Origin of the sequence: Aurantimonas marianensis, from assembly GCF_024195285.1 — a bacterium.
GTDB lineage: Bacteria > Pseudomonadota > Alphaproteobacteria > Rhizobiales > Rhizobiaceae > Aurantimonas > Aurantimonas marianensis.
Window position 1 is genome coordinate 1 of the sequence record NZ_JALHBS010000104.1, and the last position, 25,064, is coordinate 25,064.

Genomic DNA, 25,064 nt, shown 5'->3' on the forward strand with positions numbered 1-25,064 from the left:
TCCGGCAGTTCGCCGCCGCGCATGTTCACCTGCAGCGAGGGGATGATCAGATCCGGCATGGCGAGCGTCGCGTCACGTGCCGTCCGCACCCGGACGAACTCGTCCTCCGTGACGCCGTCATGGACGTGGACGTTGTGGGCGCGCTCTTCCGAAACGGTGGTTTCCCAGCGGATTTCGCGCCCGTTCGGACCGTAGTCGTGGCACATGAACAGCCGCACCTCGTCGGGAAGTGAGAGCACGCGCTTGATCGAGCGATAGAGCGTTCGGGCGTCGCCGCCGGGAAAATCCGCGCGCGCCGAGCCCGCATCGGGCATGAACAGGGTGTCGCCGACGAATGCGGCGTCGCCGATCACATGTGTCATGCAGGCGGGGGTGTGACCTGGCGTATGCAGGGCGAAGGCCTTCATCGTCCCGATCTCGTAGGTATCGCCATCCTTGAACAAGCGGTCGAACTGCGAGCCGTCCCGCTGGAACCGCGTGCCTTCGTTGAAGACCTTGCCGAACGTGTCCTGAACGACGGTGATCTTCTCACCGATGCCAAGCCGGCCGCCGAGCTTCGACTGGATGTAGGGCGCGGCGGAGAGGTGATCGGCGTGGACATGGGTCTCGATCAGCCACTCCAGTTGCAGGCCCTCTGTCTCCAGATGAGCGATGATCCTGTCGGCGCTCGTGTAGGAAATGCGGCCGGCGGGATAGTCGATATCCATGACGGAATCGATCACCGCGCAGGCCGTCGACTGAGGGTCCTTGACCACATAGCTGACCGTGTTGGTCTGCGGATCGAAGAATGGGGTCACGTCCGGCTTCACCGAAAGGTCCACGACATGGGAGATTGGGACAATCGCGCTGGTGTTCACGGACCATTCCTTCTTGCTGCGGGTTGCTACAGAGCGGTCAGCGTCCGTGCATGGCGAATAATCGGTGCAAGGCCTCGACATCGATCCCATCGCACTCCATCAGGGACCTGACGATCGGATCGGCAAGCATGTCGGCAAGGGCCGGCTCGCCTGTCGCAGGTGCGAACCGACCCGGTTGCGAAGGCCGCGCATCGACCCTGCCCGGCACTGACGGTCGCTCGGATTGCGGATTGATCTGTCGGATCACCCGTTCGCCTCACCGGTCGATGGTGCATATTCGCGTCGCGAAACCGCTGCGGCATTGATTTGAGTCAATGACGGCAGCTCTCGCTCCGATGATCGTCACCTTGAACGCGCGGTATTTGTGGAAAGCAGCCGGTCTCTTCGGAAGAAGCCGGGTCATCGCCGGTCGAGGCGGTGAAACCGCACGGCGGCATCCCAGCAACAAGGCCACGAGGAGAGATGACATGAAAAAAACCAATGACGGCAAGACGATACCGATGCCAGGTTTCGATACCGAGGAAATCTCGGCCATTGGCCAGCGTTCGTTCGCGGCGATGACGCACATGAACGCGCATCTCTTCCAGGCGCTCGTGCGATACAATGGCGCATTGCTCGATTTCGCCCGCCATCGGCTGGAGCGGGAACTGGAAATGTCCGGCAAATTGGCTGGCTGCAAGAGTCCCGACGAGGCGGCCAGTCTCATCCAGGATTTCTACAAGACCGCCTTTGCCGAGTATTCCGACGAGGTCGGCACACTGATGGAGCTTGGCGCCAAGGTGACGTCCTCGACGATGGACGGGATCGGTAGGGAAACAGCGGCCGTGATCAACGGCAAGACCGAGCCACAGGCCCCCGCGATGAACTGAGGGTCGAGTCGGCGGGGACCGCCTGCGGAGCCTTTGGTGGTTCGACCACCAGCCGCAGCTTGAGCGGATTGCGTGGTGCAATTCGCTTGATCTGCGGTGTTCGAAGAGGCCAGGGCATATGTCGGCAACATCCAGAAGGCCCCGTGGGAAGGCGACCAGATCGCGCTACGCCGACGATGGACGACATCGTACCATAAGGGCAACGAAGCAACCTCGGCCCGGTCCCAGCCTGGCGTCACGCCCGCCAGCGCCCTCCCAGCGACATGACGACTATGCGGCGTATCTGGACCGTAGTGCCCACGCCGCCATCGCACGGATGACCGGTGGAATTTCGCCCGTCAGCCTGACGGAGGCTTGGTTCGACTGGGCCATTCATCTGGCGATGGCGCCCGGCAAACGACTGGAACTTATCGATCTTGCGGCTCAGCAATGGTTGCGACTGGCCGACTATGTCTTCCGGAATGTTCAGCGCGAAAGTCTGGATGGCAGCGGCCCCTGCGCCTGCGTGGAGTCGCCGCCGAACGACAAGCGGTTTTGCGACAGTGCCTGGCAGGTTTCGCCCTTCAGCGTGATCCATCAGGCATTCCTGCTGCAGCAGGAATGGTGGCACCATGCGACCACGGGTATTTCCGGCATGACACCTCGCAACGAAAGATTGGCCGAATTCGCGAGTCGCCAGATTCTCGATACGGTCTCGCCATCGAACATTCCCGTGTTCAATCCAGAAGTTACCGATGCGACACTGCGCGAAGGCGGACGCAATCTGGTGCGCGGCCTCGGCCATGCGATGGACGATGCGCGGCTGGAACTGCAGGGCGGCCGGCCGCCCGAAGTAGACGAATTCCGCCCCGGCGTCGGGGTGGCGCTGACGCCAGGCCGCGTCGTCTACCGGAACGATCTGATCGAGCTGATCCAGTATGCTCCGGTCGGAGAAAAGGTGCGGCCGGAGCCAGTGCTCGTCGTGCCGGCCTGGATCATGAAATATTACATACTCGATCTGTCGCCGCACAATTCCCTGGTGCGCTATCTGATAGGACAAGGTTTCACGGTGTTCATGATCTCCTGGCGCAATCCGGGACCGGATCAGCGCGAGATATCCTTCGATGACTATCGCCGCCTCGGCGTCATGGCGGCGCTTGATGTGGTCGGCGATATCGTCCCTGACAGAAAGGTCCACGCCGTGGGCTATTGTCTCGGCGGCACCCTATTGTCCATCGCCGCGGCAGCCATGGCGCGGGCAGGGGATACGCGACTGGCCACCGTCAGCCTGTTCGCCGCCCAGACCGATTTCGAGGAGCCGGGCGAACTGTCGCTGTTCATCAGCGACAGCCAGGTCGCCTTCCTCGATGATTTGATGTGGGAGCAGGGGACCCTCGACTCCCGACAGATGGCCGGCGCTTTCCAGATGTTGCGGTCGCAGGATCTCGTCTGGTCCCGCCTCGTGCGGCACTATCTTCTCGGCAAGCCGACACCGATGTTCGATCTGATGGCCTGGAACCTCGACACGACGCGGCTGCCGTTTCGCATGCATTCGCAGTATCTGCGGCAGCTGTTCCTGCGCAACGACCTCGCCGAGGGGCGATACCGCGTTGACGACCAGCCGGTGATCCTGTCGGAGATCGACGCACCGATGTTCCTCGTCGCCACCGAGACCGATCACGTGGCGCCGTGGAAGTCGGTCTACAAGCTCCATCTTCTCGCCGACACCGAACTGACGTTCGTTCTGACGAATGGCGGGCACAATGCCGGGATCGTATCGGGGCCCGGACACCCTGGCCGCCGCTACCGCATCGACTCGCGCGCCGCCGAGGGCGCTTATCGCGCACCGGAGGAGTGGGAGGCGACGACGAAGGATCAGGAGGGATCCTGGTGGCCTCGCTGGGCCAACTGGCTGGGCGAAAGAAGCGGACCCGAAACGGCGCCGCCACCGATGGGATCGGGTGCGTATCCCGTTCTCGACGCGGCGCCGGGGCGCTATGTTCTCGAGGCCTGACCGGCGGCTTGCCGCGAGGCAATCCGGGACATTCCGTTTCTCGTTCGCAAGGCCGTCAGGAACTGCTCTGTCGCGGCTTCACCGCAACCCCGTCGCTGACCGTGTCGCTGGGAAACCGGATGACCTTCGCGTCCGGCTCCAGCCCGTCGATCAATTCCGCCGCCTCGGTGTCGCGATGGCCGATGCTGACTTCCGTCAGAACCGCGCGGCCGTCTTCCACGGCGTAGACGCTCCATCGATCGCCCGTACGGAACAAGGCGCCGAGCGGCAGCCGGCGAACATCCTCGCCATGCCAGAGCACGATGCGGGCAAGCACGCGGTAGCGATGGCCGGGCCGTTCTTCACGGTCGAGGAGTGACACGATGTCGAGCCGAACATTGACCCTTTGCTCCTCGATACCGAGGGCGGAGACCTTGGTAAAGGCGGTCGGTTCGATGCGGCGAATGCGGGCATGCAGGTCCGGACCTCCCCAGCCGGTGATCGTCGCATCCGCGCCCTGATGCACAGCGACGGCATCGGCGGACAACAGATCGACCACGACCTCGAGCCGCGTCGGATCACCGATTTCCGCGAGCGGAGTGCCGGTCGGCACGACCGTTTCGCTCTCCAGCGGGACCGACAGGACGACGCCATCGCTCGGTGAGAAAAGCGGAACGCAGTGGCAGGAACTGTCGGCATCGAGCGGATCGCCCGGCTGCAGTAGCCGGGCCCTGGCGCTCGCGAGTTCGCTCTGGCGTATGGCGAGCTGGGCCTCTGCCCTGCGCAATTGGGCACGCTGGCGATCGACATCGGTGGCCGCTAGTTCGAGCGCCTTCGCCGAAAGGGTGCCAGTCTTGCGCAGCGTTTCGACCCGGTTCAACTCCGACTCCGACTGGCGCAGATCGGCCTGGGCGTGATTGAGATCAGCCTCGGCCAGCGCCACGGCGGCATTCGCCGCGTCGATCGCCGCGCCAAGTTCGGTCTCGGATCGGGCGTCTATGAAGGTGGGATCGGAGGGGCGCAGGGTCGCGACCAGGGTGCGATTGGCGATGACCGTATCGCCCACATGCAAGGGGCTGCGCTCCACCTTCGCCGGAAATGGCGCGGATACCGTGAAGACCTCCCGAAACTCCACGACCCCTTCTTCGTCGATCGTGACCGTCAATGGTCCGCTCTCGATCGCGGCCACGTCCACCGGTACAGGCTTTGGACGAAGTGCCTCGTAGAACGCGAAGCCGACCGCCAGGATGCCCAGCAGGGCGAGAAAGACTTTCAGCCAACGACCCATCTTGGTATTAATCCCTCGTCTTGAGGACGCGGATAAGATCAAGGCGATTGACGCGTCGCCGCACGATGAAGGCGGAGATCACGGCAGCCGTCAGGATGACGAGGCTAGCCTTGGCAAAGGTATGCGCTTCGAGGACAATGGGAAGCTGGAAGAGGTCGCTTTCGAAGCCACGAGCGAAGAGCATGGCAAACCCGGCCCCCAGGCCCCAGCCGAGCGGCTGGGCGAAAAGCACGATGATCGCCATCTCGACCAGCAAGACTTGCGACACCTCGCCGCGTGTAAAGCCGAGGACTCTCAGGCTCGCGAGTTCCCGCGCGCGTTCGGAGAGTTGGATGCGGGCCGAATTGTAGATGACGCCGAACGCGATGATCACCGCGAGTGTCAGGTAAAGCGTCATCATGATGGCGATGTTGCGCTGAATGGTTTCGCGGAATTTTTCCCGCGACAGGGTCTGCAGGCTGATCGACGCGATCGTCGGGGTGTTCTTGACGGCGGAGTACAGCCGGTCCACCGCCCGCGTATCGATGGCCAAGTGGGCGCCGCCGATCCGGGGGCCTTCGCCCGCCAATCGGCGGAGGGCATCCAGGTCCATGAAGACCGCAAGACCGAGATAATTCCGGATGACTGCGCTGATCCTCACATCGACCACCGCTCTCCTTCCACTCAGAACCTCGACGGTGACGGTCTGACCGCGGGCCAGGCCGAAGATGGTCGCCACCCGTTCGGAAATGGCAAGTCCGTGCTTTGGCAGAATCACCGGTTCGAAGTTTTCGTCGAGCACCCGCGAGAGCGTCGCACCAGCCTGCTTTCCGGTGATGGCGAGTCGACGCGAAAAGCTGCCGTGCCGAAGCACGACGGGAAGGCTCCGATAGGGCTCGGCCATCAGGATGCCCGGCAGGTGGCCGACGGTTGACATTACCGAGGGTGGCCGTTCTTCGGCAAAGGTCAGGCTGGCATGTTGCCGATCCGAACGGAAATAGATCGTATCGATCATGAAGTTCACCGAGTCGGTGGCAAATAGCGCCGTTATCAGGAGGGCAACCGCGAGCGCGATGCCGAAACTCGTGGCCGCAGCCCGCAATGGCCGGTGGACGAGATGCCGGATCGCCATGACCGTCAGGCGGGAAAATATCCGCAACAGGCCGAATTGCTCCATGAAGTGGTGTCGGTAGCGCGACGGCGGCGGCGGTTGCATGGCAATCGCCGGCTCCAGGGCGAGAACCGACATGATCGCCTTCATCGCCCCGATCAGTGCCGCTGCGAGCGAGATGCCCGCGGCCAGAACATACAGGTCCAGGCTGGATTGGAAGATCAGGAAGGGAAACGAGAAGAAGTTGCCATACAGCCTTGTGAGACCTTGACCGAGCCAGGTTCCGGCAACCGATCCGATCGCGATCCCGACCGCTGAAATGGCGATGACGAGCTTGGCGTAGTGCCAGGCGATCGTGTGGCTAAAATACCCGAGCGCCTTGAGCAGCCCGATCTGCTCGCGCTCCAGCGCGATGAGCCGCGACAGAACGATATTTATCAGAAAGGCCGAGACGATCAGGAAGATCGGCGGGATGATCCGCGCCATCGCCGAGAGTTCCGTCAGCTCCGCATCCAGGAATGCGTGCGAGGGCTGATCCTTCCGGCCGTATGCGGACGTCCCGCCATAGGGGCGCAGCAGGCGATCGACGGTGGCGATGACGGCGGCCTCGTTTGCGCCGGGCAGAAGGCGCACGGCCACATCGTTGAACGCCCCGTCCCGATCGAAGAGCGGGGCGAGCACATGCCGCGTCATGTAGAGAATAGCGAAGCGACGCGGATCGGGTACGATGTCCCCCGGACCGAAGGAATAGATGAATTCCGGCGAAAGCACCGTGCCGGTGATCCTCAGGCGCTCCTTGCGTCCGTTGAGAATGGCGGAAAATTCGTCGCCGACCCGGAAGCCGTGGGCCATGGCGAAGTCCTCGTTGACCGCGACCTCTTCGGGGCGGTCGGGTTGCGGCAGGGTGCCACTGCGGATGACCAGGCGATTGACCCGCGAGGCCCTGCGGTCGGGGATCGAAACGACCCGTCCCGTTGCCGGTTCGCGGACGTTGTCGAGATCGAGCAAGATCGTGCGGCTGATCCGCATTTCGAAAGCCGCGACTCCGCCGATCGCTGCAATCGATTGTCCGAGAGCGATCGGCGCACGATTTGCCTCGGCAAAGACATGGGCGAAGCTGTAGCGCTCGTAATAGGCGTCGCGCGTCACCAGCAGCGAGCGGTAGGCGCCGACCGCGATAATGATGGTCATGACCCCGCAGGCCATGACCAGGGCCACGGCCAAACCCTGCGCCCAGAGGCGATACAGATCACGCAGGAGCTTGCGGTCGAGTGCGCTCATCGTCTCACCAGACCACCTGGCTGGGAGGCACCCGCTCTTCGTTGCGGGTAACCTCAGCGATGCGGCCGTCGACGAACTGGAACACCCGGTGCGCGATCGCCCGGATCCCGGCATTGTGGGTGATGATCGCCGTCGTGGTTCCCAGCGTCTCGTTGATCCCGGTCAGCGCCTCGAGCACCTTGATGCCGGTGGCCGAATCGAGCGCTCCCGTTGGCTCGTCGCACAAGAGCACTTCCGGCTGCTTGGCGACGGCGCGCGCGATGGCGACCCGCTGTTGCTCGCCGCCCGACAACTGCGCGGGGAAATGATCCTGGCGGTCCGAAAGGCCGACGAGAGCAAGCGCATCCGCCGGGTTCATCGGCCTTGGCGCGATCTCGGTGACGAGCGCCACATTCTCGCGCGCCGTGAGGCTCGGGATCAGATTATAGAACTGGAAGACGAAGCCGACATGGTTGCGCCGGTAGAGCGTCAGCGCCCGGTCGGAACCTTGGGTCAGGTCCTCGCCCTGAAACGTCACCCGGCCGGCGCTGGCGCGATCGAGCCCTCCCATGATGTTGAGCAGTGTCGACTTTCCCGAGCCGGACGGACCCAGCATGACGACGAATTCGCCGGCATGGAGTTCGGCGTCGACGCCGCGCAAGGCCCATACTTCCACGCCGCCGGTCCGATAGACCTTGGTGACCCCCTGCATCTGGAAGACTGACGTGACGCTGGACATGCTGGCCAGCCTACCGGTCGCGCTGCGTCAGCACGTTGACCTCCATCAATTCGCTCGTCGAGCGGCGCATCGGCTTCGCGCAAGGCCGCGGCTTAGCCACCTATCGGGCTGACGTAATCGCGAGCGCTTGTCCTCATTCACCGATCGCCAGAAGAGCCCGGCGTCGCAGAATGCGGATATCGCGGGAATCGACCAGTTCGATGAGCCGCTGTTCCTTGAGCCTGCCGAACGTCCGCGACACTGTCTCGATGGTCAGGCCGAGATGGTCCGCGATGCTTTCGCATCTCGCAAGGCACCGTTGCGTTGCTGACGTTGTGATTCGAGCGATTGGTTAAAAAAACCCCGGAAGCGTGAGCTTTCCGGGGTCTTTTTCAATCGAATGCCTCAGCTGCAGCCGCTCGTCGAGCCGCAGGTGTCGCATTTCAGGCAGGTGCCGTTGCGGACCATGGAGTAGTTGCCGCATTCGGCGCAGCTGTCGCCGGTGTAGCCCTTCATCATCGCCATCGCCCGCCGCTCGGCGGTCGAGGCCTTCGGCTTGGCCTTGTCCGTGACGTTGGCTGCGTCCTTGTCGCTGGCCGGAAACGCCAAGGGCTGGTCGAACAGCCCCTGGGCCGGCGTGACGTCGGCGGTCGGGGCGGGGACGGCGATCGGGGCCTCTTCGTAGTCGCGCTTGAAGGCGGTCGCGATCGATGCCGTGGCCGCCGCGACGGCGCCTCCGCCACGCCCGGCGCCTGCCGCCGCCGTGACGCTGCCGCCGGAGCCGCTGGTGTTGGCGGCGGCGCGGGTCGAGGCCTTTACCACCGCCGCGCCTTTCGCGGGCTCGCTGCCGCCGCGATCGCCGGGGCCGGCGAGGGCGCCGCCGGCCGGCGCTCCCGCCAGCGAGCCGGCCGGGTCATTCGAGACCAGCCGGAACTTCGCCGTCTGGCCGCGCACCATGCCATGGCTGACCGGCGACACCGGCTGCGGCTTGTCGCCATCGACGCCGCGTCCCAGCGTCGAGGCGCCGAAATCCTCCGGCTGGACATGGGCAAGATCGTGCCGGCCGAGATAGGAGACGGCCAATTCGCGGAAGACATAATCGAGGATCGACGTGGCGTTCTTGATCGCCTCGTTGCCCTGGACCATGCCGGCCGGCTCGAATCTCGTGAAGGTGAACGCCTCGACATACTCTTCCAGCGGCACGCCGAACTGCAGTCCGAGCGAAATCGCGATGGCAAAATTGTTCATCATCGCGCGGAAGGCGGCGCCCTCCTTGTGCATGTCGATGAAGATCTCGCCGATGCGCCCGTCGTCGAACTCGCCGGTGCGAAGATAGACCTTGTGGCCGCCGACGATGGCCTTCTGGGTGTAGCCCTTGCGCCGGTTCGGCAGTTTTTCGCGGTCGCGGACCACACGCTCCACGATGCGCTCGACGATGCGTTCGGCGCCCTCGGCCGCGCGGGCAGGGGCGGGCGCGGCGATCAGCGCGGCGGTGGCCTCCTCGACGACGTCCACGTCCTCGTCGTCATCGGCGATCAGCGAGGCGTTGAGCGGCTGCGAGAGCTTGGAGCCGTCGCGATAGAGCGCGTTGGCCTTCAGCGCCAGCTTCCAGGACAGCATGTAGGCGGCGTTGCAATCCTCGACCGTCGCCTCGTTTGGCATGTTGATGGTCTTGGAGATCGCGCCGGAAATGAACGGCTGCGCCGCCGCCATCATCTTGATGTGGCTTTCCACCGACAGATAGCGTTTGCCGATCCGCCCGCAGGGATTGGCGCAGTCGAACACCGGCAGATGCTCGTCCTTGAGGAACGGCGCGCCTTCCAGCGTCATCGCCCCGCAGACATGGACATTGGCGGCGTCGATGTCCTGCTTCGAGAAGCCCAGGTGCAACAGCAGGTCGAAGGCCGGATCGGAGAGCTTTTCCTCCGGCACCATCAGCGCCGACATCTGCTCGTCGCCGATGGTCCAGCGGTTGAACACGAACTTGATGTCGAAGGCGCTCTTCAGCGACGCGTTGATCTTCTCGATCGTCGCGTCGGCAAAGCCCTTGGCCTTCAACGAGGAGGGGTTGATGCCCGGCGCCTGGTCGAGATTGCCGTGGCCGACGGCATAGGCCTCGATCTCGGCGATCTCGTGCTGGGCGTAGCCGAGCGAGGTGAGGGCTTCCGGCACGGCGCGGTTGATGATCTTGAAGTAGCCGCCGCCGGCGAGCTTCTTGAACTTGACCAGCGCGAAGTCGGGCTCGATGCCGGTGGTGTCGCAGTCCATGACCAGGCCGATCGTGCCGGTGGGCGCGATCACCGAGACCTGGGCGTTGCGGTAGCCGTTCTCCGAGCCGAGTTCGACAGCCTCGGTCCAGGCCGCCTTGGCGCGGCCGGAGAGGCGCTTGTCAGTCAGCGAGGCGTGGTCGAGCGGCACCGGGTCGACCGACAGCTGCTCGTAGCCGTCGGACAGGCCGTGCGCGGCGCGGGCATGATTGCGCATGACGCGCAGCATGGCGTCGGCGTTGCGCTCGAAATCGGGGAAGGCGCCGAGATGGCCCGCCATTTCGGCCGAGGTCCGGTAGGCGACGCCGGTCATCAGTGCCGAAATGGCGCCGCAGATCGACCGGCCCTCGTCGGAATCATACGGAATGCCGGCGGTCATCAGCAGGCCGCCGATATTGGCGAAGCCGAGGCCGAGCGTGCGGTAGTCGTAGGAGAGCTGGGCGATCTCCTTCGACGGGAACTGCGCCATCATGACCGAAATTTCCAGGACGATGGTCCACAGCCGTGTGGCGTGTTCGAAGGCGGCGGTGTCGAAACGCTTGATGCCGTCCGGTCCGTCCAACCCTTCCTCGCGAAACTGGATGAGGTTGAGCGAGGCGAGATTGCAGGCCGTGTCGTCGAGGAACATGTACTCCGAGCACGGGTTCGACGCGCGGATCGGGCCGGCGGCCGGGCAGGTGTGCCAGTCGTTCATCGTCGTGTTGAAGTGCAGGCCCGGATCCGCAGAGGCCCAGGCGGCATAGCCGATCTGCTCCCAAAGCTCGCGGGCCTTGAGGGTCTTCGATACCTTGCCGTCGGTGCGGCGGATGAGATCCCAATCGCCGTCCTGTTCGACCGCGCGCAAGAAATCGTCCTTGAGCGAGACGGAATTGTTGGAGTTCTGGCCGGAGACGGTGAGATAGGCCTCCGAATCCCAGTCGGTGTCGTAGACCGGGACTTCGAGGTCGGTGTAGCCCTGGCGCGCGAACTGGATGATGCGCTTGGCGTAGTTTTCCGGCACCTGGGCGCGCTTGGCGTCCTTGACGGCGCGCTTCAGCGCCGGGTTCTTCATCGGGTCGAAGCAGTCGCCGTCCGGTCCCTCGCAATTGACGCAGGCCGACAGGATCGCCTTGAGGTGCTTGGAGACGGTCTTGGAGCCGGTGACGAGGGCGGCGACCTTCTCCTCCTCGCGCACCTTCCAGGAAATGTACTTCTCGATGTCGGGATGGTCGATGTCGACGACGACCATCTTGGCGGCCCGCCGCGTCGTGCCGCCGGACTTGATCGCGCCGGCCGCCCGGTCGCCGATCTTCAGGAAGCTCATCAGGCCGGACGACTTGCCGCCGCCGGCGAGCGTTTCGCCTTCGCCGCGCAGATATGAGAAGTTGGAGCCGGTGCCCGAGCCGTATTTGAACAGCCGCGCCTCGCGCACCCACAGATCCATGATGCCGCCGTCATTGACCAGATCGTCGGCGACCGACTGGATGAAGCAGGCATGCGGCTGCGGGTGCTCGTAGGACGAGGTCGAGCGGGTCAACTCGCCGGAGCGGTAGTCGACGTAATAGTGCCCCTGGCCGGGGCCGTCGATGCCGTAGGCCCAGTGGAGGCCGGTGTTGAACCATTGCGGCGAGTTGGGCGCGACCTTCTGGGTCGCCAGCATGTAGGCGAGCTCGTCGCGGAAGGCGGCCGCGTCCTTTTCCGAGGCGAAATAGCCGCCCTTCCAGCCCCAATAGGTCCAGGTGCCGGAGAGCCGGTCGAAGACCTGCCGTGCGTCCATTTCCGAGCCATAGCGCTCGTCCTCGGGCAGCTTGGCGAGCGCGGCCTCGTCCGCGACCGAACGCCACAGGAAGGAGGGGACGTCGTTTTCCTCGACCTTCCTCAGCCGGGCTGGCACACCGGCCTTGCGGAAATACTTCTGCGCCAGGATGTCGGACGCCACCTGGCTGAACTGCGCCGGGACGTCGATGTCGGCGAGGCGGAAGACCACCGAGCCGTCCGGGTTGCGGATCTCGCTGGTCGCCTTGCGAAACGTGATCGCGTCATACGCGCTCTTGCCGGCCTCGGTATATCGGCGCTCGATCTTCATGCCCATGACGGTCCCATCCTCGTTTAAAATTTTGCCGCAAAGAATCGCCCGCCAGCGAAGTTCCCCCTCCGCTCGGTGCGCATCCCCCAATTTTCCGTGAATCGCCCATCTTGTGGGAGGGCCGTTCAGCGACACTAGATATAGTATATTTTGAGTGGTTAGGCGACTCTTAACGCGGCACTGTGGAAAAGAAATTCGGGTGCCGGGAAGCGACCGTGGAGGCCGCCAAGAGCTAGCCAAGCCCTTCGTTCTGCACCCAGTCCGGGGCTTTTCCGGGGGTTTGGCAAGCTAAGTGAAGCTTGTGCGAGTCTCGCGCCAGGGTCAACAGGACCGCACGCGGGATACGAAACGGACGTCGGTGACAGTGTGGATAACGGGGAGAGAGCGGAATCGAGCGCCGCGTGGGTTTTGAGCCACAGCGACCAGCCCGAATCGACGGTTCGATTCGCGCCGACCGCTCGATCAGCCCTTGGTGGTCTTGCCGATCGGCGCCTGAAACGTCAGGCCGAGATCCCAGGGAAAGAAGATCCAGGTGTCCTGGCTGACCTCGGTGATGAAGGTGTCGACCAGGGGGCGGCCTTTCGGCTTGGCGTAGACGGTCGCGAAATGCGCCTTCGGCAGCATCGCACGGACAAGTCCGGCGGTCTTGCCGGTATCGGTCAGATCGTCGACGATCAGGATGCCCTCGCCATCGTCTTCCAGGAGCGCGGGCGAAACCTCTTTGAGGACCTTCAACTCACCCTGCTCGCTATAGTCGTGATAGGAGGCGATGCAGACCGTCTCGATCAGCCGCGTACCGATCTCGCGGGCGATGATCGCCGCCGGCACGAGGCCGCCGCGGGTAATGCAGACGATCGCTTTCCAGTCCGACCGCATTCCGGCGAGCCGCCAGGCCAGCGCCCTGGCATCGCGATGGAACTGGTCCCAGGAGACGGGGAAGGATTTGTCGACCGTGGACATGATGGCGGCTCTCCGGCTGGGGCGGCAAAGCGGATGCGATAGAGGTATGCGGGAGGCAAGGCAAGACGGAACACGTGCCTGCTGCGCAAGCCGGAACGCTCCTCACGGGCGCGTGCGCGAGCGGTTTTTGAGACCCCGGCGGGTCACGTTCGGCAGCGGCAAGCATCACCGGCCCGCGACGGTCAACCCAGCCGATAATCAGCAGACCGTTTGTTTCCCCTATTGCGTCTGGAGCGGGACGGCATCTAGGCTCCGTTCATGGCGACGCGCTACACCAGAGCCTGGGATCGTTTGGCCGATGGGGACGTTCTCGTCCTCGACGGCGGCGTCTCGACCGAACTGGAGCGCCGTGGCGTGTCGATGTCCGACGGCGTATGGTCCGGACGCGCGGCGCTCGATGCGTGGGAAGGCATCGTCGACGTGCATCGCGCCTATATCGATGTTGGCGCGCAGATCATCACAGCGAACACCTACGCCTCCTCTCGGCTGATGCTCCAGTCGGCGGGACTCGGCGATCAGGTGGCCGAGATCAACCGTCGTGCCATCGAGGCGGCGCTGACGGCGCGTGAGCGGGCCGGCGCCGCTGACGTTCTGGTGGCGGGTTCGATGTCGCACATGCTCCCGATTCCCACCGGCGGCTATCGGCTCCGCGACGGTGACACACCGGCGGCCGACATGATGCTCGCCGCCTTTCACGAACTCGCCGCGATCCACGAGGACGCGGGCGTGGACCTGCTTCTGTTGGAGATGATGTCCGCGCCCGACCGCATGGCGCCGATGTTCGAGGCCGTCGCCGATACCCGTCTGCCGGTCTGGTGCGGTCAGTCGGCCGCGCGGAACGACGACGGGGCCATCCTGTCCTGGCACGACCGGAGTGTGCCATTCGCCGATATTGTGGCGATGGCGGCCGGGCACGATTTCGACGTGATGGGCATCATGCATACGTCGGCGGATCTGATTGCCGACACGCTCCCGCTTATTCGCGAGGCGCATTCCGGCCCGCTGATGGCCTATCCGGACGCCGGCTATTTCGAGATGCCCCATTGGCGTTTCGAGGACACCATCACGCCCGCTCGCTTCGCCGAGTTCGCCCGTGCCTGGCGCGAGGCCGGCGTACAGATCATCGGCGGTTGCTGCGGACTCGGTCCAGAGCATATCGCGGCGATCGCGGATATGGCGGGGTCGACGCGATAAACGCGCCAGGTTTTCGTCAGAGCGCGGGAGCCGGATGGTCGCGGCCAAGTTCTGCCAGCATGGTCTTGACCGCTTCGGCGGCCGCGTCGAGGGCCGCGCGATCACGCGAGCGGATGACGATCTCGGTCGAGTAGCTTGCGCCGTCGAATTTGGGGTAGGAGCCGATGACGACGGCCGGATGCTCCTTTGCCAGGAGGCGCAGCGGATCGCCGATGTCGCCTTCGCCGTAGGGGCAGGCGAAGGCGGTCGATCCGATCGCCTGACCGGCCGGCAGGGTCTCGATCACCTGGCCGAGCATCGCCTGGAACACCGCCGGAACGCCGGCCATGACGAAGACATTGTCGAGACGAAAGCCGGGCGCGACCGAGACGGGGTTGTCGATCAGGTCGGCGCCCTCCGGTGTGCGCGCCATGCGCCGCCGCGCCTCGGTAAACTCCATGCCGCGTGCCGCGTAGTTTTCCGCCAGCCGGCGGAGCGCCTCGGGATGCTCTCCGACCGCCAGCCCGAACGCCGCGCCGACGGCGTCGGCGGTGATGTCGTCATGGGTCGGACCGATGCCGCCCGAGGTGAAGACGTAGTCGTAGCTCCGCCGAAGGGTATTGAGCGTATCGGCGATGATATGTGGCTCGTCGCCGACGATGCGCACCTCCTTCAGGTCGATGCCGGCTACCGTCAGGACTTCGGCGAGATGCGCGATGTTGCGGTCCTTGGTCCGCCCCGACAGGAGTTCGTCGCCGATCGCGAGCATCGCGGCGGTGGCGGGTGTGGGTGTCATGGCGGAGCTCCGGGCGAACGGTCGAAGGCAGATAAGAAGGGACCCGGCGAGACGATGGCAAGGGCGATCCCGCGTCACGCCAAGGAAACCCGACCGCCAAACGGGAATGTCGCCGTTTCGGTGACGGTGCGTCGCGGCGGCTGGCCGATCTTTCCGATGCCCTTTGCGTTATCTCAGCCCGAGGCCCCCGAGCGGGCAGTTGCTCAATCAATAAAAAGGAAATGACCGATGGCGAAAGTCCTGGTTCTTTATTATTCCAGCTACGGACATATCGAAACGATGGCGAAAGCCGTCGCGGAAGGCGCCGAAAGCGCCGGCGCCAGCGTCGACATCAAGCGGGCGCCGGAGACCGCGCCACGGGAGGTCGTCGAGGCGGCGCATTTCAAGACCGACCATCCCTATCCCGAATGCGATCCGATGGAACTGCCGAACTACGACGCGATCATCATCGGCGTGCCGACCCGTTTCGGCAACATGTGCTCGCAGATGCAGGCATTCTGGGATCGCACCGGCCCACTGTGGGCCAAGGGCGCGTTGGTCGGCAAGGTCGGTGGGGCGTTTTCCTCCTCCGCGAGCCAGCATGGCGGCAACGAGGCGACACTTCTGTCGGCCCACAAGACGCTGCTGCACCAAGGCCTGATCGTGGTTGGTCTGCCCTATGCCTTCGCCGGCCAGATGAACATGGACGAGATCGTCGGCGGCTCGCCCTATGGCGCGACCACGATCGCCAAGGGCGACGGATCGCGCATGCCGAGTGAGATTGAGCTCGATGGCGCGCGTTTCCAGGGCAGGCACATCGCCGAGATCGCGGCGAAGGTGGCGGCCTGAACACCAGGTCGAATTTTGTCCCGGCAAGGTCCGGTTACAGAGTGGGGGGTGGCGGCGTTGTCGCTGCCCGACGCTCTAGTCGATCGCGTAGATGGCCGAATTGCCACCGTGCTCGCGGACCTCGACACTTTCGAGCCAGACCCGGTCGCCAGTCTCCGCCCGCAGGAATTTCGCGACATGATCGAAGACGAATTTCGCCGTCGCCTCGCAACCCACCGCCGGCAGGACGCGCAGATCGACGAGATCCGCTTCCGCGAGCGCTTGAAAGCGCCGCAGTTCCGGGTCGTCCTCGGCGACGATCATCGTATGGTCGAACATCTCCTTCAGCCACGCCTTGACCGGTTTCAGTCCGCCGAAGTCGAAGCACCAATTGTGCTGATCGAGTTCGAAAGTGGCGAAGACAAAGCGAAAGGCGAGCGCGTAGCCGTGAATCAGCCGGCAGTGTGAATGTGTCGCGCGCCATTGGCGAAAGCAGCACGACAGCCCTTCGCTGTGATCATAAGCCTTGGTCGAACGATAGATCGCCCGAGGTTCGAGCATCGAAGGGGTCGTGCGGACTGGCTGGTTCATCGAGATCTCCGGGACCGGGTCGTCGAGGTGGCGAGCGGGCTCAGTCGCCCGCGCCGCGTTCCAACGCACGACATTCCTGCAGAAACTCGGCTTTCAGGGAGCGATCGCTCTTCATTTCGCCGAAGTAGGAACAGCTCACCATGCGGCTGCGGTGGGATGCTTTGATCCCGCGGTGGGTCTTGCACATGTGCACCGCGCTCATCCGGACGGCCAGGCCGCGCGGCCTGGTCCGCTCGCAGATGAACTGCCCGATCTGGTTGACCAGCTCTTCCTGTATTTGCAGCCGCGCGGAAAAATAATCGACGATCCGGTCATATTTTGACAGGCCGATGAGCTTGCCATCGGCGGCCGGCAGGATGCCAATATAGGCGTGACCATAGATCGGCATGAGGTGATGGGCGCAAGTCGAGCGCACATCGATCGGCCCGGTCACGATGAGCTGGTCGTAGCCTTCGGCATTGTCGAATTCGGTGATCTCCGGCGGCGCCGTATAACGGCCGCGCAGAATCTCCTCCACATACATCTTGGCGACGCGCGCCGGAGTATCGCGGGTGTTGTGGTCGCTCTGGTGATCGATCTGGAGGATGTCGAAGAGTTCGCCGAGCTTGGCGGCGACCAGGTCCCTCATCGCCTCCCGCCCGGAATGATCAATGTCCTCGACCTGTTCGTTACAGAGTTGGGAATGTATCGATTTCGCGGGGTGGAAGTTCATGAGCGTCCGACCTCTCCAATTACTTCTAAGACGCTTAATATGCATGATTTACAGTTTTATTAAGATTTGAACAGGACCAAGCCGGCGCCGATCACCTCCGCGAGGCGCGCCGATTCACCACCAGTTAGCATTTGTCTGACACGATCCGTTCGCTTCAGACTGGGGGACATGATGTCCGCCTCAGACGGGAGGACATGATATGCCTCGGCCAAGCGCAAAGCAGGCCTTCGCCATGGTTATGGCCGGACTTTACATATTGATCGGAGGGAATCTGGCACATGCTGGCGATCTGGCGAGCCCCGCCGGCAAGCCGATACTGACGATTTCCGGCAATATCGAAGTGACCAACGCCGGCGACAGCGCCGAATTCGATCGGGCGATGCTGGAAGCGCTCGGGATGGTATCCTTCGAGACCATGACGCCGTGGTACGACGAGCCGGTCACATTCGAAGGCGTCCGGCTGGACAAGCTGATGACGCTCGTCGGCGCCACCGGTGACCGGGTGCAGGCCATTGCATTGAACGATTACGCCATCGAAATTCCCATGGTAGATTTTGCAAGGCACGACGCCATCATCGCCATCAAGCGGGACGGTGAATATATGCCGGTGCGGGACAAGGGGCCGCTGTTCATCGTCTACCCCTATGACAGCGACGTAGCACTGCAGAGTCAGACCTATTATGCCCGCTCTGTGTGGCAGCTGTCGAAGCTGATCGTTGAATAGGATCTCCGCCCGCATGAGACCGGCGATGTCCATGCGCCTGGTCCAACTGCTGCTCGCGGGCACGGTCGTGTGCTTCGTCGTCGCGACCGGCTACATCTCCTATCTGATCGTCGAACGCCAACAGGCGCTTCGGCAGGTGTCCAGCTACAACACGACCTGGGCGGTGAATCAGGCACTGGTGGAGTTCACGCGGTTGGAGCAGCGCGTTGCCGCCTTCGCGGTTCCCGGCAGCGGCATCGACGAGGACGAAGTCGCGCTTCGTTTCGAGATCTTGCTCAATCGCCTGGACATCCTGCAACGAGGCGAGACCGTCGAATTCATCAAGCAGATTTCCGATGGACACCAGATCGTGCGCCGTCTGCGGGAAATGCTCGGGTCGGCAGAACCGATGCTGAGTCAACTGCGTCAGCCCGGCGTCGCGGTCGATCTCGGTCGCATGCTCTCGTCCTTCGATCCGGCACTCGCGCTGCTGGCGTCCACTGCGGCCCAAAACGGTGCGGAGCGCGTCGCCGAGGATCAGAAGGCATTGCTGCGCCTTCATTACGTTTTCACGGGGGTGGCCGCCGGCCTGATCGTTTGCGGCGTCGCGTTGATCCTGCTGCTGCTCTGGAACAACCGGTTGCTGGGCCGGGCGCACGCCGAGCTCCACGGCCTCGCCGACGACCTCCGAGCGACGTCGGCGGCGCTGCAGACCCAAAATCATCGATTCAGGGCGGCCTTGGGCAATATGTCTCAGGGGCTCTGCATGTTCGACACGCAAGGGCATCTGGTCGTGTGGAACGAGCGGTTTGGCGAGATGTTCGGCTTGTCATACGCCGTATTGAAGCCGGGGGTATCGCTCGATGAGCTGATACTCGAAGCCGGCGAGGGGGATAGCTCGGCGAGCTTGAGGCTGGTTCATTCCCAGCAGCAAGGGCTGATACGCGACCATCGCAGTTCGGTGTTCGTCCAGGAGTGCACAGACGGACGCGCCATATCCGTGACGCACGCCGCGCTCGGGGATGGCGGCTGGATCGCGACATACGAAGACATCACCGATCTGCGCCGGGTGGAACACCAGATCATCCATATGGCGCATTTTGACTCATTGACCGACCTGGCCAACCGGGTTCTTTTCGGCGAGAAACTGGATCAAGCTCTGTCTCGCGCCCGACAAGATCAGAGTTTCCTCGCCATCATGTGTCTCGATCTCGACCGGTTCAAGGATGTCAACGACACCCTGGGCCATCAGCGCGGCGACGAACTGTTGAAATGCGTGGCCGACCGGTTGCGCCACAATGTTCGCGACAAGGATCTCGTCGCTCGCGTTGGTGGCGACGAATTCACGCTGCTTCTCCTGTCCTCGGACGAGCCTCGCGACCTTGACGCAATCGCCTCCCGGCTGATCGAAGCGGTCAGCGCGCCCTACGAAATCGACGGACAGGAAGTCCTGATCGGGCTGAGCATCGGTATCGCCGAGTTCAAGGCGAGTTCGGATGACGCGGACGTCCTTCTCAAGCAGGCCGATCTCGCGCTTTACGAAGCCAAGACCAGCGGCAAACGAACCTTTCGCTTCTTCGAGCCGCAGATGGATGATCAGCTCCAGGCGCGCAAGGGGCTGGAGGCCGACCTTCGCAAGGCGCTTCCGAACAACGAACTGGATGTCTTCTATCAACCGGTCATGCATGCCGTGCGCGAGGAGGTCTGCGGTTTCGAGGCGCTGATTCGCTGGCGCCATCCGACAAGAGGGATGATACCGCCGGACGAGTTTATTCCCGTCGCCGAGGATATCGGGTTGATCGTCAATATTGGCGACTGGGTTTTGCGGCAGGCCTGCGAGCAGGCAACCAGGTGGCCGACCGATATCAGGATCGCGGTCAATCTTTCCCCGGCGCAATTTCGCAGCCAGGCGCTCGTGCAAGCGGTGGTCAACGCCTTGGCCGCAACGGGCCTTTGCGCGAACCGCCTGGAGCTCGAAATCACAGAATCGGTGTTGCTGGAAGACAGCGAGCACACCTTGACGATCCTTCACCAGTTGCGCGAACTGGGCGTGAGGGTGGCCCTGGATGATTTCGGAACCGGTTATTCCTCGCTGAGCTACCTGCGCAGCTTCCCCTTCGACAAGATCAAGATCGACCAGTCCTTCATTCGGGACATGTCCGAAAATTCCCACCACCTGCCGATCGTCGAACTCGTCATCGCACTTGGCAGGGATCTCGGTGTGACGACCACCGCCGAGGGGGTCGAGACCGAAGACCAGTTCCGGAAACTGCAAGCGCTTGGTTGCACCGAGTTGCAGGGATATTTTTTCGGCCGTCCGGCACCGGCGTCAAAGATTCGTCTGTCCGATGGGAAAACCAGAAGACGCGGCCCAACGGCGGCCTGATGCTCGTACCGCAGGCGGCTCGATTTCGTCGGCGCGGCGTGCGGTGATAAGAAGCATGTGCCGCTTCGCCTCGTCGGGTGCCGCCCGGGCGACAACCGCCGCGCGGGCCTTCACGGCCCGGCGTTCGACACCATTCACGGCGCGCCGCGCCGGAACGCCTGGGGCGCCGGTCTCGAGCCGCACGCGGCTCGCATGATTATGCTGTGGAGTGCACGCGCTTTCGCGGCGCGCATCCGCGAGCCGGCGATGCCAGTTCGTCCTCCAGCGCATGACGAAGGCGATCCAGCGCTAGGTTTTGTCGCTTCAGACGTGCGAGCAGGCCGGAGGCATAAAGGCCTTCGAATGCGTCGAAAACCGGCGTTTCGCGAATGTGGGCGGGCGTGCCGCAATGGTCGAAATCGTTTCTCATGCCACCCCCTTTTCGCGGTCGCTGCGACGAAACATCATCGCAATTGTGACGGTACGCGATTTTGCCTGAGAGCGTCAGGGAAAATTTTGTGACATGTGGCAATTGCGCACAAACTTGACACCGCTGGCGGCATGGCGTTGTGCTCCGCGCCGAGCGGGCGTGGCGGAATGGTAGACGCAAGGGACTTAAAATCCCTCGGGCTTCGTCCCGTGCGGGTTCGAGTCCCGCCGCCCGCACCAGTGAATAGCAGAGGTTGCAGGCATTTCCTCGACCATTGTTACAGGGGCATTCGCAACAGTCGACGGATGAGACCGGTGTGATATGGCTCTCCTGGGCCTCACGCTTTCTTGTTCGATCCAATGTCGCGAAGTGTCGCCAGGGTGTGGATAAGTCATGAGCCAGAGCCGTCATTCGCCCGAACCGTTCGACCGAGTCGCGCCGCTATTGGTCGACGTCGCCATGGGGCGGGCCGCCGCCGACCTCGTCGTGCGCAATTCGCGCTGGGTTAATGTGCATTCCGGCGAGATCATTCCCGCCACCGACATCGCCGTAAAGGCCGGACGCTTCGCCTATTGCGGTCCCGACGCCACGCACACGATCGGTGAGGGGACGCGGGTCGCCGACGCCGCTGGCCGCTACGTGATGCCCGGTCTCTGCGACGCGCACATGCATGTCGAAAGCGGCATGGTGACGGTGACCGAGTTCTGCCGCGCCGTGATCCCGCACGGCACCACCTCGATGTTCATCGATCCGCACGAGATCGCCAATGTGTTGGGCCTTCCCGGCGTCAGGCTGATGCATGACGAGGCGCTCGAGCAGCCGGTGAACGTCTGGGTGCAGATGCCGTCCTGCGTGCCCTCGGCGCCGGGGCTGGAGGAGGGCGGGGCGGTGCTCGGCCCGGCCGATGTCGCCGCCGCGATGGGCTGGCCGGCGATCATCGGGCTCGGCGAGGTGATGAATTTTCCCGGCGTCGCCGCCAACGACGCCACAATGGTCGGCGAGATCGCCGCGACCCGGAAGGCCGGCAAGACGGTCGGCGGGCACTACGCCTCGCCGGATCTTGGCCGAGCCTTCCACGGCTATGTCGCCGGCGGGCCGGAGGACGACCACGAGGGCACCCGCATGGAGGATGCGGCCGCGCGGGTACGCCAGGGCATGAAGGCGATGCTGCGCCTCGGCTCGGCCTGGTACGACGTCGCCGCCCAGCTGCGGGCGATCACCGAGTTGGGGCTCGATTCGCGCCACTTCATCCTGTGCACCGACGATTGTCATTCCGGTACCCTGGTGCGCGACGGCCATATGGATCGTGTGGTTCGCCATGCGATTTCACGCGGCTTGAAGCCGATGACGGCGATCCAGATGGCGACGATCAACACCGCCGAGCACTTCAAGCTGGAGCGTGAGATCGGCTCGGTAACGCCCGGTCGGCGCGCCGATTTCCTGATCGTCTCCGATCTGGCCGAACTGACCATCGACGAAGTCTATGGCCGCGGCGTGCGCCTGGCAGCGGCCGGGATGCTCCAGGCCGACTTGCCGGCCCATGCCTATCCGGCCGCGGCCAAGGATACGGTCAAGCTCGGCCGGCCGTTGACGCCCGAGGCTTTTCGCGTGGCCGCGCCGGCGGGGGCGGGGAGCAAGGCCGAGGTCCGGGTCATCGGCGTCGTCGAGAACCAGGCGCCGACCAAGGCCTTGACGGCGACGGTCCCGGTCACGGACGGCGTGGCGATGCCCGATGTCGACAATGATGTCTGCCGTATCGCGCTGGTCGAGCGCCACCGGGCGAGCGGCGCGGTGGTCAACGGCTTCGTCTCCGGCTTCGGCTATCGCGGGCGCTGCGCCATGGCCTCGACCGTTGCCCATGACAGCCATCACATGATCGTCGTCGGCACCTCGGAAGAGGACATGGCGCTCGCCGCCAACCGGCTGGGCGAGGTCGGCGGCGGGGTGACGTTCTTTGCCGATGGCAAGGAGAAGGCGCTAATCGAGTTGCCGATCGCCGGGTTGATGTCGGACGAGCGCGCCGAGATCGTCGCGGCCAAGGCCGAGCGGCTGATCGAAGCGATGCGCGACGCCGGTTGCACGCTCAACAACGCCTATATGCAGCACTCGCTGCTGGCGCTGGTTGTGATCCCGAGCCTGCGCATCTCCGACAAGGGCATCGTCGACGTCGAAAGGTTCGAGCTGGTGGATTTGTTCGTGTGAACGCGGCGGCGGGTTCCGGGCCCGGGAATGGGGATCGTCTCATCAGAAACGAACTGGCGGCTTGGAAAGGGCCGCACATGTGGAGGGCGTCGATAGACGATGCACTGGGCCTCTCGATTGACGGCGGCGAGCGCATTCTCGCGGGCTCGTCGAGGCTAGGGCCACACTGGGGATAGGAAACGGTCCGCAACTTCGGCATGCCCGACGCTGTCAGCACGGGTCTGCCAGTCGGTCGCTGTGGCGCTCGGCCAGGCGCTGGATGTTTTTCTCGCTATAACTGCCGCCGATTGTCAGGTCGACCTCCAGTTCCATCAGCGGTTCGGCTGGAAAGGCCGATCATCCGGCGAAGAAATGTCGGCGTCAGCCCTCTTCTCGACCTCCAGAGGAGTATGATTCCCGCCCCTCAGACTTGACGCGGCCAATGGCTACAACCTATCCGTTATCGGACCCGGGGGTGGGCATGACAATATATCTGACTATTGCCGCGACGCTAACGATCTTCGCGATACTGACGGTATGGCGGAAGGAATGGGCAACATGGGCGGGAATCGCGGCTTCGGTCACGTTAATCGCCTTTGCGGGGTTCCGTTATCGGACGGGGTACGACTGGCCTGCTTATGAAATGATCTTCGCCGCCGTACCGGAACTAACCGGGGCGGTCTGCGATGGCATTCCTCGCATGGATGTGTTGGTCGAGCCGTTGTTTCTCTGGCTCAACATCGCAATCAAGACGTTTGGTGGCGGTATAGAGACGATGATATTTGTAGTGGCGATGATCAACATCGCCATGGTGCATGTTGTCGTTTCGCGAATTTCAAAGTCGATGGCGATCGTTTGGCTGGTGTATTTCGGGCTGATCTTTCTCGTCGCGCAAATGGCTGTGTTAAGACAGGCGCTGGCATCTTCATTTGCGCTTCTGGCACTTTTGCTTGCGGTAGAAAAGCGTCCCGTTTCATCGGTTCTCTCGATGATCGCCAGCACCGGCTTTCACATTACAGGAGCATTTTTCGCGCCCCTTCTGGTCTTGAGGCGGTGGCGCCCGGTGTGGTGGCTTCCGGCCGCAGTCATTGGCGTAGGCGTCCTTGCTGCGATATCAGGCGTCAGTGTGGCTCAGACTGTCATCGCGGCGGTTTCGCCGATGATGCCTGACTGGATCGCGTTCAAATTGACATTTTATGCGGCTACCAAGTCGGCGCCGATTTCAATCGGCACGGCCGGGCTGATCGGCTTTCATATCGTGGTTCTTGGTGTGCTCTACGTCGCGCCGACGCAAAAAGAGCGTCATGATCCATTCGTCGTCATGGGAATATGGGTCACGATCTGGGTGCTGGTCGCGCATCTTTTCGTATCGGAAATGCCTATCTTCTGGAATCGGATCATGATGGTGTCTATACCGTGGCAGATCGCTGCGGTTTATCGCCTGGATGCCGTTAGAATGGCGCCGTTGTGGCTGAGAGGTGGGTCCGTCGCAGGTCTGGCGGTCTTCAGCGCTGGTTTACACGTTGTCGGCTCCTTCATCGGCGCCGTATCTGCCATATCAGACCGTATTCGAGGATCATGCTGATCCTTCCGATGCTAGACTCAAGGACGCTCTGAGCAAGTCGGAATATCTGCCTAAGGGAGGCGGGGCGCAAGCAATGCCAGAAGTCGCGGCTGATTACGGATTTGCGTCACCGAGTAGTGGCGAGAAGGTCGAGAAACCCGCCGATCAGTCCTCACCGCCCGGCCGCGCCTGCGTCATCGTGAGTAGGATGACGGCGTCCATCGAGGCAATCGGGACAACCATATTTGCGAGATAGGCCGCGCCAGCCGGAAGTTCGATATTCGCCGACTCGTCCGCCAATCAGGAAGTTGCCGTTCATGAGGTGGAGTTCTTTCACGTCAACGGAAAGTTCGAGGCCTACAGACTGCGACGCGGCTCGGGCACTCATTTCGTGGT

General features: G+C 63.3%; 18 protein-coding genes and 1 tRNA gene. 9 read left to right on the forward strand and 10 right to left on the reverse strand.

Annotated elements, in window-relative coordinates:
• Positions 1 to 857, reverse strand: an 857-nt coding sequence (locus MJ956_RS16040) for an MBL fold metallo-hydrolase (protein ID WP_253965447.1), incomplete at its 3' end; no start/stop codon positions are given.
• Positions 858 to 1,324: 467 nt separating this feature from the next.
• On the opposite strand from MJ956_RS16040, the gene MJ956_RS16045 reads away from it, so the two are divergent.
• The gene (locus MJ956_RS16045) at positions 1,325 to 1,726 is read left to right on the forward strand and encodes a phasin family protein (RefSeq protein ID WP_253965448.1); all 402 of its coding nucleotides are present in this window, start codon (positions 1,325 to 1,327) and stop codon (positions 1,724 to 1,726) included.
• A 118-nt stretch (positions 1,727 to 1,844) separates the two neighbouring features.
• Complete coding sequence (locus tag MJ956_RS16050; RefSeq protein ID WP_256477915.1) at positions 1,845 to 3,719, forward strand: PHA/PHB synthase family protein; 1,875 nt, start codon at positions 1,845 to 1,847, stop codon at positions 3,717 to 3,719.
• 55 nt (positions 3,720 to 3,774) lie between these two features.
• Here the strand turns inward: MJ956_RS16050 and MJ956_RS16055 are convergent, their stop codons facing one another.
• From MJ956_RS16055 to gpt, 6 genes are all read right to left on the reverse strand, one after another.
• Positions 3,775 to 4,986 (reverse strand): efflux RND transporter periplasmic adaptor subunit, encoded by a 1,212-nt coding sequence (locus MJ956_RS16055; protein WP_253965450.1) that lies wholly within the window; start codon positions 4,984 to 4,986, stop codon positions 3,775 to 3,777.
• Between the two features lie 7 nt (positions 4,987 to 4,993).
• Entirely contained in the window at positions 4,994 to 7,357 is a 2,364-nt protein-coding gene (locus MJ956_RS16060) for an ABC transporter permease (protein ID WP_253965451.1), read from the reverse strand.
• A 4-nt stretch (positions 7,358 to 7,361) separates the two neighbouring features.
• Positions 7,362 to 8,075 carry an ABC transporter ATP-binding protein gene (locus MJ956_RS16065; RefSeq protein WP_253965452.1) on the reverse strand — a complete coding sequence of 238 codons (714 nt, stop codon included), beginning with the start codon at positions 8,073 to 8,075 and terminating at the stop codon, positions 7,362 to 7,364.
• Positions 8,076 to 8,208: 133 nt separating this feature from the next.
• Positions 8,209 to 8,403, reverse strand: coding sequence for a helix-turn-helix domain-containing protein (locus tag MJ956_RS16070; RefSeq protein WP_423724898.1), 195 nt, complete (start codon positions 8,401 to 8,403; stop codon positions 8,209 to 8,211).
• 56 nt (positions 8,404 to 8,459) lie between these two features.
• A complete protein-coding gene (locus MJ956_RS16075; protein WP_253965540.1) occupies positions 8,460 to 12,386 on the reverse strand; it encodes a vitamin B12-dependent ribonucleotide reductase in 3,927 nt (1,308 codons plus the stop codon).
• Positions 12,387 to 12,848: 462 nt separating this feature from the next.
• Positions 12,849 to 13,346, reverse strand: coding sequence for a xanthine phosphoribosyltransferase (gene gpt / locus MJ956_RS16080; RefSeq protein ID WP_253965453.1), 498 nt, complete (start codon positions 13,344 to 13,346; stop codon positions 12,849 to 12,851).
• 258 nt (positions 13,347 to 13,604) lie between these two features.
• Between gpt and MJ956_RS16085 the strand changes: the two genes are divergently transcribed.
• A complete protein-coding gene (locus MJ956_RS16085; RefSeq protein ID WP_253965454.1) occupies positions 13,605 to 14,540 on the forward strand; it encodes a homocysteine S-methyltransferase family protein in 936 nt (311 codons plus the stop codon).
• A gap of 16 nt (positions 14,541 to 14,556) precedes the next feature.
• On the opposite strand, the gene MJ956_RS16090 is transcribed toward MJ956_RS16085, so the two are convergent.
• On the reverse strand, positions 14,557 to 15,315 hold the full coding sequence (locus tag MJ956_RS16090; protein ID WP_253965455.1) for a competence/damage-inducible protein A: 759 nt from the start codon (positions 15,313 to 15,315) through the stop codon (positions 14,557 to 14,559).
• A 228-nt stretch (positions 15,316 to 15,543) separates the two neighbouring features.
• Between MJ956_RS16090 and wrbA the strand changes: the two genes are divergently transcribed.
• Complete coding sequence (gene wrbA / locus MJ956_RS16095) at positions 15,544 to 16,143, forward strand: NAD(P)H:quinone oxidoreductase (RefSeq protein WP_253965456.1); 600 nt, start codon at positions 15,544 to 15,546, stop codon at positions 16,141 to 16,143.
• A gap of 75 nt (positions 16,144 to 16,218) precedes the next feature.
• Here wrbA and MJ956_RS16100 read toward each other — a convergent pair whose 3' ends face one another.
• Together MJ956_RS16100 and folE are read right to left on the reverse strand one after the other, a co-directional pair.
• Positions 16,219 to 16,713, reverse strand: a complete 495-nt coding sequence (locus MJ956_RS16100) for a 6-pyruvoyl trahydropterin synthase family protein (protein WP_253965457.1) — start codon at positions 16,711 to 16,713, stop codon at positions 16,219 to 16,221.
• A 40-nt stretch (positions 16,714 to 16,753) separates the two neighbouring features.
• Positions 16,754 to 17,341, reverse strand: coding sequence for a GTP cyclohydrolase I (gene folE, locus MJ956_RS16105; protein WP_253965458.1), 588 nt, complete (start codon positions 17,339 to 17,341; stop codon positions 16,754 to 16,756).
• Between the two features lie 316 nt (positions 17,342 to 17,657).
• On the opposite strand from folE, the gene MJ956_RS16110 reads away from it, so the two are divergent.
• From MJ956_RS16110 to MJ956_RS16130, 5 genes are all read left to right on the forward strand, one after another.
• The gene (locus MJ956_RS16110; RefSeq protein ID WP_253965541.1) at positions 17,658 to 18,149 is read left to right on the forward strand and encodes a putative pterin-binding protein; all 492 of its coding nucleotides are present in this window, start codon (positions 17,658 to 17,660) and stop codon (positions 18,147 to 18,149) included.
• Positions 18,150 to 18,162: 13 nt separating this feature from the next.
• Complete coding sequence (locus MJ956_RS16115) at positions 18,163 to 20,514, forward strand: putative bifunctional diguanylate cyclase/phosphodiesterase (RefSeq protein WP_253965459.1); 2,352 nt, start codon at positions 18,163 to 18,165, stop codon at positions 20,512 to 20,514.
• Positions 20,515 to 21,076: 562 nt separating this feature from the next.
• A tRNA-Leu gene (locus tag MJ956_RS16120) sits at positions 21,077 to 21,162 on the forward strand.
• Between the two features lie 154 nt (positions 21,163 to 21,316).
• Entirely contained in the window at positions 21,317 to 23,125 is a 1,809-nt protein-coding gene (ade, locus tag MJ956_RS16125) for an adenine deaminase (RefSeq protein ID WP_253965460.1), read from the forward strand.
• 460 nt (positions 23,126 to 23,585) lie between these two features.
• Positions 23,586 to 24,689 carry an EpsG family protein gene (locus MJ956_RS16130; RefSeq protein WP_253965461.1) on the forward strand — a complete coding sequence of 368 codons (1,104 nt, stop codon included), beginning with the start codon at positions 23,586 to 23,588 and terminating at the stop codon, positions 24,687 to 24,689.
• Positions 24,690 to 25,064 lie beyond the last annotated feature (375 nt).

What these genes read in the sequence shown, in the direction of transcription:
- MJ956_RS16045 (WP_253965448.1), top strand. Translation starts at nt 1,325, where the DNA reads ATGAAAAAAACCAATGACGGCAAGACGATACCGATGCCAGGTTTCGAT.
- MJ956_RS16050 (WP_256477915.1), top strand. Translation starts at nt 1,845, where the DNA reads ATGTCGGCAACATCCAGAAGGCCCCGTGGGAAGGCGACCAGATCGCGC.
- MJ956_RS16055 (WP_253965450.1), bottom strand. Translation starts at nt 4,986, where the DNA reads ATGGGTCGTTGGCTGAAAGTCTTTCTCGCCCTGCTGGGCATCCTGGCG.
- MJ956_RS16060 (WP_253965451.1), bottom strand. Translation starts at nt 7,357, where the DNA reads ATGAGCGCACTCGACCGCAAGCTCCTGCGTGATCTGTATCGCCTCTGG.
- MJ956_RS16065 (WP_253965452.1), bottom strand. Translation starts at nt 8,075, where the DNA reads ATGTCCAGCGTCACGTCAGTCTTCCAGATGCAGGGGGTCACCAAGGTC.
- MJ956_RS16075 (WP_253965540.1), bottom strand. Translation starts at nt 12,386, where the DNA reads ATGAAGATCGAGCGCCGATATACCGAGGCCGGCAAGAGCGCGTATGAC.
- gpt (WP_253965453.1), bottom strand. Translation starts at nt 13,346, where the DNA reads ATGTCCACGGTCGACAAATCCTTCCCCGTCTCCTGGGACCAGTTCCAT.
- MJ956_RS16085 (WP_253965454.1), top strand. Translation starts at nt 13,605, where the DNA reads ATGGCGACGCGCTACACCAGAGCCTGGGATCGTTTGGCCGATGGGGAC.
- MJ956_RS16090 (WP_253965455.1), bottom strand. Translation starts at nt 15,315, where the DNA reads ATGACACCCACACCCGCCACCGCCGCGATGCTCGCGATCGGCGACGAA.
- wrbA (WP_253965456.1), top strand. Translation starts at nt 15,544, where the DNA reads ATGGCGAAAGTCCTGGTTCTTTATTATTCCAGCTACGGACATATCGAA.
- MJ956_RS16100 (WP_253965457.1), bottom strand. Translation starts at nt 16,713, where the DNA reads ATGAACCAGCCAGTCCGCACGACCCCTTCGATGCTCGAACCTCGGGCG.
- folE (WP_253965458.1), bottom strand. Translation starts at nt 17,341, where the DNA reads ATGAGGGACCTGGTCGCCGCCAAGCTCGGCGAACTCTTCGACATCCTC.
- MJ956_RS16110 (WP_253965541.1), top strand. Translation starts at nt 17,658, where the DNA reads ATGGTTATGGCCGGACTTTACATATTGATCGGAGGGAATCTGGCACAT.
- MJ956_RS16115 (WP_253965459.1), top strand. Translation starts at nt 18,163, where the DNA reads ATGAGACCGGCGATGTCCATGCGCCTGGTCCAACTGCTGCTCGCGGGC.
- ade (WP_253965460.1), top strand. Translation starts at nt 21,317, where the DNA reads ATGAGCCAGAGCCGTCATTCGCCCGAACCGTTCGACCGAGTCGCGCCG.
- MJ956_RS16130 (WP_253965461.1), top strand. Translation starts at nt 23,586, where the DNA reads ATGACAATATATCTGACTATTGCCGCGACGCTAACGATCTTCGCGATA.